This window comes from Kribbella sp. NPDC058245 (assembly GCF_042882005.1).
Taxonomy (GTDB): domain Bacteria; phylum Actinomycetota; class Actinomycetes; order Propionibacteriales; family Kribbellaceae; genus Kribbella.
This window is the reverse complement of record NZ_JBHVWY010000005.1, coordinates 518266-529795: the sequence shown is the minus strand read 5'-3', so window position 1 is coordinate 529795 and position 11530 is coordinate 518266. Positions and strand designations below refer to the sequence as shown.

Below are 11530 nucleotides of genomic sequence, written 5' to 3'. Positions count from 1 at the left end.
CTCCCATTTGATGGGTCAGCCCACCAGGTGGTGGGAGGGCCAACCGCATGCGACTAGCTCACCCACAACCAGATGGGTCAGCCCACCAAATGGGGCGGGGGTGGGTCAGGAGACGGTGGCGGTGCGGATTACCCGGCGGCTGAGGGCGACTGTGCCGATGAGGGCTACGGCGATGCCGATGCCTAGGCAGACGCCGGTGATGCCGACGGACTGGTCGGAGATCCAGCCGAGGACTGGGTTCATCACGACCAGGGCGAGGCTCTGGCAGAGGACGATGACGGACTGCAGGCGGGACTGGTAGCCGCGTTCGACCGAGTTCATCAGTAGCGGCAGGACGTGGCCGGTGAAGGCGCCGACGCCGATACCGCTGATGATCGCGGCGGCGATGGTGAGCGGGATCGAGTCGACCTGCGACAGGCCGAAGTAGCCGATCGCGGCACCGAACAGGCCGAGCATCGCGACCACACCCGGCCGCTGGAACGCGCCGCGGATCAGGATCCGGAACGAGACCACGCCGACCCCGAGACTGCGGGTCGCGATCACCAGGCCGGCGGTCTTCGCGTCCCACTCGTGGTGACGTGCGAGCAGCGGCAGGACGAGTGAGTCCATCGGCATCAGGAGGCCCGCCGCGAGCGTCATCGTGATCAGCAGCGCGCGGGTCAGCGGCTTGCCGAAGGCGATTCGGAGGCCCTCGGCGATCGACTTGAAGATGCCTGCCTGGCTCGGCGGCGCGGCAGCGGTCGACGTCCGCAGGATCAGCAGTACGGCGATCATGATCGCGAACGTGATCGCGTCGAACGCGGCAGCCGCGGTGAGCCCGGACCAGGTGACGAGGACGCCACCAACCGCCGTACCGGTGACGGCGAAGATGACTCCCGTCACCTGGAAGCTGGCCAGCGCGCGCGGAACCTGCTCAGGCGGCACCAGCAGCCGCGGCATGGCGCGGGACGACGGCAGGAAGAACGCGTCGATCACACCGACGACCAGGGCCAGGCAGACCAGCAACCACACCGGCTCACCCGCCGCGAGCGTCGCCGGGACGAGCGCTGCGGTGACGACGAACATCGCCATACAGCTGATCAGCAGCACGCGCGGAGCGCCGAAGCGGTCGCCGATCGCGCCGCCGACCAGCAGCAGCGCAGCACGGGGTGCGGCGGCGAGCAGCAGGATCAGACCGGCCACACTGCCGCCGTGCTTGCTGGCCGACCAACCGATCGCGAACGTGATGGTCAGGTCGCCGAGCAGCGACACGGCAGCACCGAACAGCCAGATCCAGTAACGGACCGGGATGCGCTGCGTGTCCGAATCAGCGGGCGGAGTCACGATCGACGACCTTAGACGACAAATGGGTGGGACCTGACGACTACCCCACCAAGCCGGTGAAAAACCGACTAAAGCTCATGATTTACGGAGGTCTGCGGCCCCGTCACGCACGGTAGCACCCTTGGCCCGGGCCACCTCGGCCAACGACTCCTGGAACGCGATCATCTTGTCCCGCAGTTTCTCGTCCGACGCGGCCAGGATCCGGACCGCGAGCAACCCGGCGTTCTTCGCGTTCCCGATCGACACGGTCGCGACCGGAACCCCGGCCGGCATCTGCACGATCGACAGCAGCGAGTCCATTCCGTCGAGGTACTTCAACGGCACCGGTACGCCGATCACCGGCAACGGCGTGACCGACGCGAGCATGCCCGGCAGGTGCGCAGCGCCACCGGCACCGGCGATCAGCACCTTGAGCCCTCGCTCGTGTGCTGACCGTCCGTAGTCGATCATCTCGGTCGGCATCCGGTGCGCGGAGATCACGTCTGCCTCAAAGGGCACGTCGAACTCGACACACACCTCGGCGGCCGCCTTCATCGTCGGCCAGTCCGAGTCCGACCCCATCACGATCCCAATCACAGAAAGCTCCTACTCATCGATCGTGCCGGTCAGATAAGCCGCCGCATGCCGCGCGCGCTCCCGCGTCTCCTCCAACGAGGAGCCGTACGCCGTGACGTGGCCGACCTTGCGGCCCGGCTTCACCGACTTCCCGTAGAAGTGAACCTTCAGCTCCGGATCGCGCGCCATGCAGTGCAGCAACCCGCGATGCATGTCCTCGACGTCCCCGCCGAGTACGTTCACCATCACCGTGTACGGCGCTCGCGCAGCGGGCGACCCGAGCGGCAGATCCAGTACCGCGCGCAGGTGGTTCTCGAACTGCGACGTCACCGCGCCGTCGATCGACCAGTGCCCGGTGTTGTGCGGCCGCATCGCGAGCTCGTTCACCAGCAGCCGCCCGTCCCGCGCCTCGAACATCTCGACCGCGAGGATGCCGACCACGCCAAGCTCACCAGCGATCCGCAGCGCGGTCTGCTGAGCCTGAGCGGCCTTCTCCGGCGCCAGACCGGGGGCAGGAGCAGTGACCTCAACGCAGATCCCGTCACGCTGGACGGACTCGACGATCGGATACGCGACCGCCTGCCCGTGCGGCGAGCGCGCCACGATCGCAGAGAGTTCGCGAACGAAGTCGACCTTCTCCTCGGCCAGGATCGGTACGCCGCTGCCGAAGGCGACCGCGATCGCCTCGTCATCCGGCCCGTCGACGAACCAGACCCCCTTGCCGTCGTACCCGCCGCGCGTGGTCTTCAGGATGATCGGGAAGCCACCGACCCGCTTGGCGAAGTCAGCCACCTCAGCGGCCGACGCGACCACCTGATGCGCCGGCGACGGCGCGTCGAAGCTGTCGAGGCGGCTCCGCATCACCGCTTTGTCCTGCGCGTGCACGAGCGCATCCGGTCCCGGGAAAACCTTTACGTTCTCCGCCTCGAGCGCACGGAGCAGATCGGTCGGCACGTGCTCGTGGTCGAACGTGACCACGTCACACTCCGCGGCGAACCGCCGTACCGTCTCGGGGTCCTTGTAGTCGCCCACCGGCGCGTCCGCGACCGCCTGCGCGGCCGAAACCGTCGGTCCCTCGGCCAGCACGCGGAGCTGCACGCCGAGCGCGATCGCGGTCTCCTGCGTCATCCGGGCCAACTGCCCGCCGCCCACCATGCCGACCACCGGCGTGCCGACCGGCAACTCATCTCGCGAAAACTTCACGAACGGGAGCCTAATGTCCAGATATCACCAGCCGTACGGCGGCCACCTGGGCACGCGCACGATTTCAGCCGTGGACATGTCCCCGGGTACCGTGGGAGTGCCCCCCGCTGTTGCGGCTTGATCACAGAAAGTGCCGGAGACCGTTGAAGCTCGTCACCAAGTTGTACCGCCAGGTCGAGCACCTGGTGCACGAAGTGGCCAAGTTCGGTCTGGTCGGCCTGCTCGGTCTGGTCGTCGACCTGCCGATCTACAACTGGCTGGTCTTCGACAACCCTCTGGTGCTCGCTGACTCCGGCGAGGGCATGCTGCACCACAAGCCGCTGACCGCGAAGCTGATCTCGACCACGATCGCCACGGTCGCGACGTACTTCGGGAACCGGTACTGGACCTGGCGGCACCGCGAGCGCAGCGGCCTGCACCGTGAGTACGTGCTGTTCTTCGTGCTGAACGGCATCGGCCTGCTGATCGCCGCCGGCTGCCTCGCCTTCTCGCGCTACGTGCTCGACCAGCACAGCTGGCTGTCCGACAACATCGCCGCGAACTTCGTCGGCCTGGGCCTCGGCACGCTCTTCCGCTTCTGGTCGTACCGCAAGTTCGTCTTCAAGGAAGAGATCGCCCTCGACGAGATCGAGCACCCGCACACCCCGGTCACCACCGCCGACCTGGATCCGGACACCGGGGACCTACCGGTCGTTCGCTGACTCCGCGGGCTCGATCAGCGCGAACTGAGCGTTGATCAGGGCCAACTGCGCGGCCTCTGCCGCGTCGGGTGATTCACCGGCGGACATCCGCCGGATCGCCTCGTCGGTCACGGTGTTGATCACGACCACGATCGCGCCGGCCATGGTCCGCGCGGTCGGGTCGCCCGCGGGCGCGCCGCGCTCACTGGCCAGCAGTTCGGCCAGGGCCTTCTGCAGTTCGTCGGAGAACTCGCGTCGGCGTGCCCTGAGCGCGCTGCTCGCGGCCACGATGTCCCAGAACGCGGGCGCGGTCGGCAGGAAGCTCCCGAGCGGGTGCCGCTCGCGGGTCAGCGTGAGATAGAGGTCGCGGACGGCGGCGACCGCGCTCTGCCCGGTCGGCCGGGTCGAGATCGCCTCGACGACCAGCCCGATCAGATCGTCGTACCGGTCGAAGAGCAGGTCCTCCTTGCGCGCGAAGTAGTTGAAGACGGTCATCTTCGCCACTCCCGCGGCGCGCGCGACGTCGGCGACCGTCACCGCGTCGAACCCGTCGCGGGCGAACAACCCCGTCGCCACGTCCGCGATCGCCTGCCGGGTCTCGCGCTTCTTCCGCTCGCGCAGTCTCTCCACCACAGCCAGGACTGTACCCGACCCAAAAAGTGGACTCGGTCCAAAATTATGGCTACGCTCGAATCATGACAACTTCCCGTACGACGCGATCGGCCGACGGCACGCTGATCACGTCCGAGGTCACCGGCGGCGGGCCGGGTCTCGTGGTCGTGCCGGGCGGCGGGCGGGCCGCACAGCACTATCGCGAGCTGGCTGCCGCCTTGGCCGACGACTTCACCGTCCACGTGATGAATCGTCGCGGCCGAGGCGGCAGCGGTCCGCACGGACTGGACCACTCGATCGAGACGGAGTGTGCCGACCTGGCCGCGGTCGCGCAGGCTGCCGGCGCCGAGGTGGTCTTCGGCCACAGCTTCGGCGGTCTGGTCGTGCTTGAGTACGCACTGCGGACCCCGGAGCTGCGTGCGGTGGCGGCCTACGACCCGGCCGTCCCGCTGAACAACTCACTCCCGCTCGACTGGACGCCGAAGCTGGACCGTGCCTTGAGCAAACACCAGTACGTCAAGGCGATGGCGCTCACCGGCAAGCACCTCCAGATCGGCGGGCCGTTCGCGCTGCTGCCGATCTGGCTGAGCACATTAGTTGCCCAAGGCCTCTTTCGTGGCGAGGAAGCCCGCGCCGAACTGGCCGAGCTGATGCGCACCCTGCCGTACGACTTCCGTGTCGCCAAGGCCATGTCGTCGGACGGCGAGCGGTATCGCGCGATCTCTCAACCCACGCTGCTGTTGCACGGCGACCGCTCGCCCCGCTACCTGCAGGGCGGCTGCGCATTCTTGGAGCGCACGATCCCTCATGCCCAAGCACATGAGTTCAGCGGCGTAGGGCACAACGCACCGGACCTGCCGGGACCGGCCGCGGCCGAGGTCGCCGCATCCCTGCGGGACTTCCTCGTCCCAGCTGTCCGGTAGTAGACATCTGCTGGTACTGGCCACAGTTGTCGCTTGTGCGGTGTGTGCGGCCGGGAAATCCTTCAGGGCATCAGCAATTCGCCCCCTGGAAGGAACCCGCAGATGCGCAAGCACGCTGTGCGAGCCCTGACCATCGTTGCCGCAGGCGCCGCCCTGACCGGGATTGCTCTCCCGGCCTTCGCCTGGACCCACGTCGGCACCTATCCCTCCAAGTTCGCCTGCGTCGACGCAGGCCAGACCTACCAGCGTGAAGGCTGGGACTACAGCTGCCGCACCCGCCCCGCAGGCGACTGGCTGCTCTTCATTCAGTAGGCGCTGCATTCAGTAGGCGCTGCATCCAGTCGGCGCTGCTCCTGCAGCCAGGGCGGCGCCTTCGGAGCTCAGCGGTCGGAGCTGAAGATGGTGCCGCCCTCGCCGTCGTCGTCCGGCTTGGCCTTGCGGCGCATGTGTTCGGGCGGCTGCTCGTCGTCCAGGATGCCGTCGCCGGGCCGGCCCTCCGGGCCGCCGAAGAGCAGGTCGGACATCTGCAGGTGCACGTGCTCGACATGCGGTACGTCGGGCAGGACGACCTGGCCGCGTTCTCCGGCGGACTCGATGTTCAGCGTGCCGCAGCCGAGCATCCGGTCGACCAGGCCGTGCTCGTAGGAGACGTCGTTGATCCGCATCAGCGGGATGTCGCGGCCGGTGCGGGTGAGGATGCCGTGCCGGGTGATGAGCCGGCGGTTGGTCAGCGTGTAGGTGGAGAAGAACCAGTTCAGGAACGGCTTGGCGGCGAACGCCACCAGCAGCACCACGCCGACGGCCAGGATCGCGATCCGGGCCGGGGTCTGCATTCCGCCATCCGGAACGATCGCGGCCAGGAAACCGCCGCCACCGGCCACCACCAGGAGCAGGAACACCGGGAAGATCAGCGCCTTCCAGTGGGTCCGGGTGCTGACGACGACGTACTCGTCCTCGCCCAACAATTTCGCCGAGATCGCCATGGCCTCAGTCTCACAGTTCCGAGGGGCCGTTGTCCTGCTCCCTCGACACGATCAGGCAAAAGACAGAGCAAAACACTTCCCACATTGCATACAGGTACACAAGGATGCGATCCATGAGCATCTTGTCGATTCTCGATCGGGAGAACACGGTGGCTCCACCGGGATACAGCCGCTGGCTGATCCCGCCGGCCGCCCTCGCCGTCCACCTGTGTATCGGCCAGGCGTACGCGACCAGCGTCTACAAGACGTCGCTGGTGAAGCACTTCGATGCCAGCCTGACCTCGGTCGGCGTGGTCTTCAGTATCGCGATCGTGATGCTGGGCCTGTCCGCCGCGATCGGCGGTACCTGGGTCGAGCGCAGCGGGCCGCGCAAGGCCATGTTCGTGTCGGCCTGTTTCTGGGCCGCCGGATTCCTGGTCGGTGCCCTGGGCATCGGAACCGGCCAGCTCTGGCTGCTCTATCTCGGGTACGGCGTGATCGGCGGTATCGGACTGGGGATCGGGTACATCTCGCCGGTCTCGACGCTGATCAAGTGGTTCCCGGACCGGCCGGGACTGGCCACCGGACTGGCCATCATGGGCTTCGGCGGCGGCGCGCTGGTCGCGAGCCCGCTGTCGCGCCAACTGCTCAGCCTGTACGACTCCGGCTACAACCCGAACGACAGCAAGTCGCTCGCCGACGGCGGCTCGCTGGTCGCGCTGTTCGTGACGCTGGGCATCGGCTACTTCCTGATCATGATGTTCGGCGTCTTCAACATCCGCGTTCCTGCCGAGGGCTGGAAGCCGGACGGCTTCGACCCGTCCAAGGTGAAGCAGAAGGCCCTCGTCACCACGTCTTCGGTGTCGGCTGCCAACGCGATCAAGACGCCGCAGTTCTGGTGCCTGTGGGTCGTGCTGCTCTGCAACGTGACCGCGGGCATCGGCATCCTCGAGCAGGCCAGCCCGATGATCCAGGACTTCTTCCGTGGCGCGGACGGCAAGTCCACGGTCGCGGTGGCGGCCGCCGCGGGCTTCGTCGGCCTGTTGTCGATCTTCAACATGGCCGGCCGGTTCGCCTGGTCGACCACCTCCGACATCATCGGCCGCAAGCCGATCTACGCGATCTACCTCGGCGTCGGCATCGTCGCCTACTTCCTACTGGCCACGATCGGGCACAACAGCACCGCGGTGTTCGTGCTGCTCGCCGCGGTCATCCTGTCCTTCTACGGCGGCGGGTTCGCGACAGTCCCGGCGTACCTGCGAGATCTCTTCGGCACCTACCAGGTCGGCGCGATCCACGGCCGGCTGCTGACCGCGTGGTCGGTGGCGGGCGTGGCCGGTCCGCTCATCGTGAACGGCTTCCTCGACCGGGAGGGCAAGCCGGGCACGCTGACGGCCGACGCCTACCGGCCGGCGCTGTTCACGATGGTCGGTGTCCTGGCCGTCGGCTTCATCGCCAACCTGCTGATCCGGCCGGTCGCGGCGAAGTTCCACGAGAAGTCCGGCTCGACCGTGGAGGCAGCACAATGAACCAGACCCCACGCCTGGTGATCTCCTGGCTGCTGATCGCCGTACTGCTCGGCTACGGCATCATCCAGACCTTGATCACGGCCGCAAAGCTGTTCACTAACTAGTCCGAAGGTGTGTGACGTCCCCGGCGGCGAGTGTCCGCTCTCCGTCGGGGGTGTCCACGATCAGACGGCCGTCAGCGGCCAGGTCGCGCGCAGTCCCTTCCAGGAACGTGCCGTCCGGCAGTTCGACCCGGACTGCCCGGCCTAGCGTCGCAGACAGCTCCCGGTACTCCGGCAGCAGCGCAGTCGGGTCATCCAGCCAGCTCCTGTAGCGGGACTCGAGTTCACGCAGTACGGCGGCTGCCACGGTGACCCGATCCGTCGTGGCAGCGTTCTCCAACGCCAGCGAGGTCGCCACGGGATGCGGCTTCTCCGACTCGCGCAGAGTCACGTTCAACCCCATGCCGACAACGACCGCCGGTCCGTCGATCCGCTCGAGCAGGATGCCGGCCAGCTTGCGGTCCTCGACCAGTACGTCGTTCGGCCACTTCACCTGGGCTGGAATCTGCGCCACCTGCCGCACTGCCGCAGCCACCGCCAACGGCACCAGCAGACCGAGCCACGGCCACCGCTCCGGGTCCACCGCCGTCGGACGCAACAGTGCCGACATCAGCAGCGCAGAACGCGGCGGTGTCGTCCACGTCCGTCCCAGCCGACCTCGGCCCGCGGACTGGAACTCGGTGAGCACCACCAAGCCCTCAGCGGCACCATCAGCCGCAGCCTTGGCCACGTCTGCATTTGTCGACGGCGTGTCGTCCAGTACGTCGATCTTCGTCCACAGCGAACCGGGACGCACCAGCCGTCCACTCAGATAGCGTGCGTCGAGTGGCGGCCGTTCCAGGTCGCCGAACATCAGCCGGTGTTCTGCAGGCCGGCGGCAACACCCGAGACGGTCAGCAACAGCAACCGCCGGGTCCGGACGATCTGCTCCTCGCTGAGCGTGTCATCGGTGCGCAGCGTCCGGAGTGCCCGCAACTGCAGGTAGCTGAGCGCGTCGACGTACGGGTTGCGCAGCTCGACCGCACGGCCCAGCACGCGGCGCCCGGCGAGCAGTCGCTCCTGCTTGAGGATCTTGAGCACCCACTCGGTGGTGAGGGCGTGCTCGTCGAGCATCAGCTGGGTCAGGTCAGCCCGGTCGCCCAGCTCCAGGTAGCGGCCGAGGATGCGCCGGTCCGTCTTGGCCAGCGACATCTCGGCGTTCTCCAGCATCACCTGGAAGAGCGGCCAGTTCTGGTTCGCATCCTGCAGTACGGCGACGTCGTTGACCGCGGCCAGCGCCGAGCCGAGGCCGTACCAGCCGGGTGCGTTCACCCGCGCCTGCGACCAGGCGAACACCCACGGAATAGCCCGCAGGTCCTCGAGCGACGACACTGCGACGCCACGACGAGCCGGGCGGGAACCGAGCGGCAGCTGACCGAGCTCCTCCAGCGGAGTCACCCGGCCGAACCACTCGGCGAAGCCGTCCGCCTTGACCAGCCGGTGGTACGCCGTACGGGCCGCCTCATCGAGGGTCTTCTCCATGACGGCGAAGCGCTCGGCAGCCACGACTGCCCGCTCCTCGATCGCCGGAGTGGAGGCGAGCAGCGTTGCCGCGGTCACCTGCTCGATGTGCCGCTGGGCGATCGGTGCGTTGCCATAGCGAGCCGGAATCGCCTCGCCCTGCTCGGTCAGCTTGAAGCGACCGGCCACTGAGCCAGGGGCCTGAGCCAGCACTGCACGGTTCGCCGGGCCACCGCCACGGCCGAGTGCACCGCCGCGGCCATGGAACAGGGTCAGCCGGATCGCATTGCGCTGCGCCCACGCGGTGATCCGCGCCTGAGCGTCGTACAGGGCCAGGGTCGCCGAGACCGGGCCGACGTCCTTGGCGGAATCGGAGTAGCCGAGCATGACCTCGAAGCGCCGGTCGTTCGCCGTGAGGCGGTGCCGGACCCGGGTGAGCTGGATGGCGTTGTCGAGGACCTCTACCGAGTTCTGCAGGTCCTCACCGGTCTCGAACAGCGGTACGACGTCCAGCTCGATCGGACGGCCGTCGAGAGCCGCATCGGCCAGCTCGTAGACGGCTGCCAGGTCACCGGCGTTGCGCGTGAACGAAACGACGTACCGGCGGCACGCCTCGGGACCGAAGCGCTGCTGGATCTGTCCGATGACCCGCAGAGTCGCCAGAACCTCTTCGGTCTGGTCGGACAGCTCACCGGCGCCGAGCACCTCTTCGAGCGCCTTGGCGTGTACCGACGAGTGCTGACGGACCTCCAGCTCGGCCAGGTGGAAGCCGAACGAGTTCACCTGCCAGATGAGCTGCTGCAGATCGCCGTACGCCTGGCGGGGTGCACCTGCGCCGACCAGCGAGTCTTGAAGCACCTTGAGCTCGTGCAGGAAGTCAGCAGCGCGCGGGTAGCCGAAGTCGGCGTCACGGGAGCGCGTAGCGGCCAGGCGGCGCGCTGCGAGCAGCAGGAGCTGGCGGTGCGGCTCAGACGGCGACCGCTCCTCGATGTCGGTGATCAGCTCCGGGTTGACCGCCCGGGCGTCCTCCAGGATCCGCCGTACCGGCGCGGACGGCGGAGTGGTCGCCGCGTCCAGCGTCAGGGAACGGCCGAGCTTGTCGGTCGCCTGCTCGAGTGCGCGCAGGACGTGGTCGGCCTGGATCTGCATCGCCTCGCGGGTGATCGCCGCGGTGACGTTGGGGTTGCCGTCCCGGTCACCACCGATCCACGAACCGAGGCGGACGAACGGCGCCACCACGGGCTGACGCAGACCGGCGGCCTCACCGGCTAGGGCGTCGTCGAGCCGCCGGTAGACGTTGCCGACCACGTCGAAGAGAGTCTCCTCGAACACGGCCATCGCGGAGCGGACCTCGTCCAGGGGCGAGGGACGACTTTCGCGCAATTGCGCTGTCCGCCAGAGGATGTCGACCTGCTCGACCAGGCGGCGCCGGTTCTCGGCCAGCTCGCTGTCGCCGGCGCGCGGGTCGTGCCGCTCCTCGAGCAGCCCGGAGATCCGCCGGATCGTCGCCAGGATCGCGCGGCGACGGGCCTCGGTCGGGTGCGCGGTCAGCACCGGGCGGAACTCCAGCCCGGTCAGCAATGCACGCGCCTGCTGCTCACCGCTGTCGCGGGAGATCTGCTGGACGGCCTGGGCCAGCTCCGAGGTGACCAGGGCGTTGTCGCTCCGGTCGCGCTCGCGCAGCACGCGGGCGCGGTGCAGCTCCTCGCTCAGGTTCGTCAGGTGGAAGTAGCAGCTGAACGCGCGGGCCACGTCCTCGGACCGCTCGTGCGGCCAGGAGGCGACCAGCTGCTCGGCTGCCTCGCCGTCACCGGCGATGGTGAGCTCACGCAGCCTCTCGACATCGTTGAGCAGCGGCTGACCGGCGTACTCGACGAGCACTTTTCCGAGGATCTCACCCAGCAGACGAACGTCGGCCCGAAGCTCTTCGGGCACCTCGAACCGCGCGCGGGTACGGGTCTCACTACCGGTCTCGGTCACGTTCGCCCACCCTAGCGGGCGCGCCCAGCTCGCGCCCTGCCAAGTCCGCCAACTGGATGCCTATCGTGACCGTTTCTGACGCTACTTAACAGTAGGTCACCTAGAGGGGGTCTGGGAGTTCCGCGCCGTAGCGAGCAGGTGCCCGGTGCGGTAGCTCGGTGTGCTGGGGCGGAGGCCTCGATGTTTTTCCATCGTGGCCTTTGCACCAGTGCGGCGAGGTGC

At 68.0% G+C, this 11530-nt stretch carries 11 protein-coding genes; 4 read left to right on the top strand and 7 right to left on the bottom strand.

Annotation, left to right across the window (positions count from 1 at the left end):
• Positions 1-105: 105 nt before the first annotated feature.
• The 3 genes from ACFVWG_RS14700 to ACFVWG_RS14690 form a co-directional block, all read right to left on the bottom strand.
• Positions 106-1323, bottom strand: a complete 1218-nt coding sequence (locus tag ACFVWG_RS14700) for an MFS transporter (protein WP_391543756.1) — start codon at positions 1321-1323, stop codon at positions 106-108.
• Between the two features lie 75 nt (positions 1324-1398).
• The gene (purE, locus tag ACFVWG_RS14695; RefSeq protein WP_391543832.1) at positions 1399-1884 is read right to left on the bottom strand and encodes a 5-(carboxyamino)imidazole ribonucleotide mutase; all 486 of its coding nucleotides are present in this window, start codon (positions 1882-1884) and stop codon (positions 1399-1401) included.
• Positions 1885-1908: 24 nt separating this feature from the next.
• Positions 1909-3081: a 5-(carboxyamino)imidazole ribonucleotide synthase gene (locus tag ACFVWG_RS14690; protein WP_391543755.1), complete on the bottom strand. Its 1173-nt coding sequence runs from the start codon at positions 3079-3081 to the stop codon at positions 1909-1911.
• A 143-nt stretch (positions 3082-3224) separates the two neighbouring features.
• Here ACFVWG_RS14690 and ACFVWG_RS14685 point away from each other — a divergent pair, with 143 nt between their 5' ends.
• Positions 3225-3782 (top strand): GtrA family protein, encoded by a 558-nt coding sequence (locus ACFVWG_RS14685; protein WP_391543754.1) that lies wholly within the window; start codon positions 3225-3227, stop codon positions 3780-3782.
• On the opposite strand, the gene ACFVWG_RS14680 is transcribed toward ACFVWG_RS14685, so the two are convergent.
• The gene (locus ACFVWG_RS14680; protein ID WP_391543753.1) at positions 3765-4394 is read right to left on the bottom strand and encodes a TetR/AcrR family transcriptional regulator; all 630 of its coding nucleotides are present in this window, start codon (positions 4392-4394) and stop codon (positions 3765-3767) included. The two genes, ACFVWG_RS14685 and ACFVWG_RS14680, sit on opposite strands and share 18 nt — an antisense overlap.
• Before the next feature lie 62 nt (positions 4395-4456).
• Between ACFVWG_RS14680 and ACFVWG_RS14675 the strand changes: the two genes are divergently transcribed.
• Both ACFVWG_RS14675 and ACFVWG_RS14670 read left to right on the top strand, forming a co-directional pair.
• Positions 4457-5296 (top strand): alpha/beta fold hydrolase, encoded by an 840-nt coding sequence (locus tag ACFVWG_RS14675; protein WP_391543752.1) that lies wholly within the window; start codon positions 4457-4459, stop codon positions 5294-5296.
• A gap of 102 nt (positions 5297-5398) precedes the next feature.
• The gene (locus ACFVWG_RS14670; RefSeq protein WP_391543751.1) at positions 5399-5608 is read left to right on the top strand and encodes a hypothetical protein; all 210 of its coding nucleotides are present in this window, start codon (positions 5399-5401) and stop codon (positions 5606-5608) included.
• Between the two features lie 68 nt (positions 5609-5676).
• Here the strand turns inward: ACFVWG_RS14670 and ACFVWG_RS14665 are convergent, their stop codons facing one another.
• On the bottom strand, positions 5677-6279 hold the full coding sequence (locus tag ACFVWG_RS14665) for a PH domain-containing protein (RefSeq protein ID WP_391543750.1): 603 nt from the start codon (positions 6277-6279) through the stop codon (positions 5677-5679).
• 113 nt (positions 6280-6392) lie between these two features.
• Here ACFVWG_RS14665 and ACFVWG_RS14660 point away from each other — a divergent pair, with 113 nt between their 5' ends.
• Positions 6393-7787 (top strand): OFA family MFS transporter, encoded by a 1395-nt coding sequence (locus ACFVWG_RS14660; protein ID WP_391543749.1) that lies wholly within the window; start codon positions 6393-6395, stop codon positions 7785-7787.
• 96 nt (positions 7788-7883) lie between these two features.
• Here ACFVWG_RS14660 and ACFVWG_RS14655 read toward each other — a convergent pair whose 3' ends face one another.
• Positions 7884-8681: a biotin--[acetyl-CoA-carboxylase] ligase gene (locus ACFVWG_RS14655; RefSeq protein WP_391543748.1), complete on the bottom strand. Its 798-nt coding sequence runs from the start codon at positions 8679-8681 to the stop codon at positions 7884-7886.
• Complete coding sequence (locus ACFVWG_RS14650; RefSeq protein WP_391543747.1) at positions 8681-11308, bottom strand: phosphoenolpyruvate carboxylase; 2628 nt, start codon at positions 11306-11308, stop codon at positions 8681-8683. The genes ACFVWG_RS14655 and ACFVWG_RS14650 overlap by 1 nt, the downstream gene beginning before the upstream one ends.
• Between the last annotated feature and the right edge of the window lie 222 nt (positions 11309-11530).

Excerpts from the sequence above, each read along its gene's own strand:
- ACFVWG_RS14675 (WP_391543752.1), top strand. The coding sequence starts at position 4,457 with ATGACAACTTCCCGTACGACGCGATCGGCCGACGGCACGCTGATCACG.
- ACFVWG_RS14655 (WP_391543748.1), bottom strand. The coding sequence starts at position 8,681 with ATGTTCGGCGACCTGGAACGGCCGCCACTCGACGCACGCTATCTGAGT.
- ACFVWG_RS14670 (WP_391543751.1), top strand. The coding sequence starts at position 5,399 with ATGCGCAAGCACGCTGTGCGAGCCCTGACCATCGTTGCCGCAGGCGCC.
- purE (WP_391543832.1), bottom strand. The coding sequence starts at position 1,884 with ATGGGGTCGGACTCGGACTGGCCGACGATGAAGGCGGCCGCCGAGGTG.
- ACFVWG_RS14660 (WP_391543749.1), top strand. The coding sequence starts at position 6,393 with ATGAGCATCTTGTCGATTCTCGATCGGGAGAACACGGTGGCTCCACCG.
- ACFVWG_RS14665 (WP_391543750.1), bottom strand. The coding sequence starts at position 6,279 with ATGGCGATCTCGGCGAAATTGTTGGGCGAGGACGAGTACGTCGTCGTC.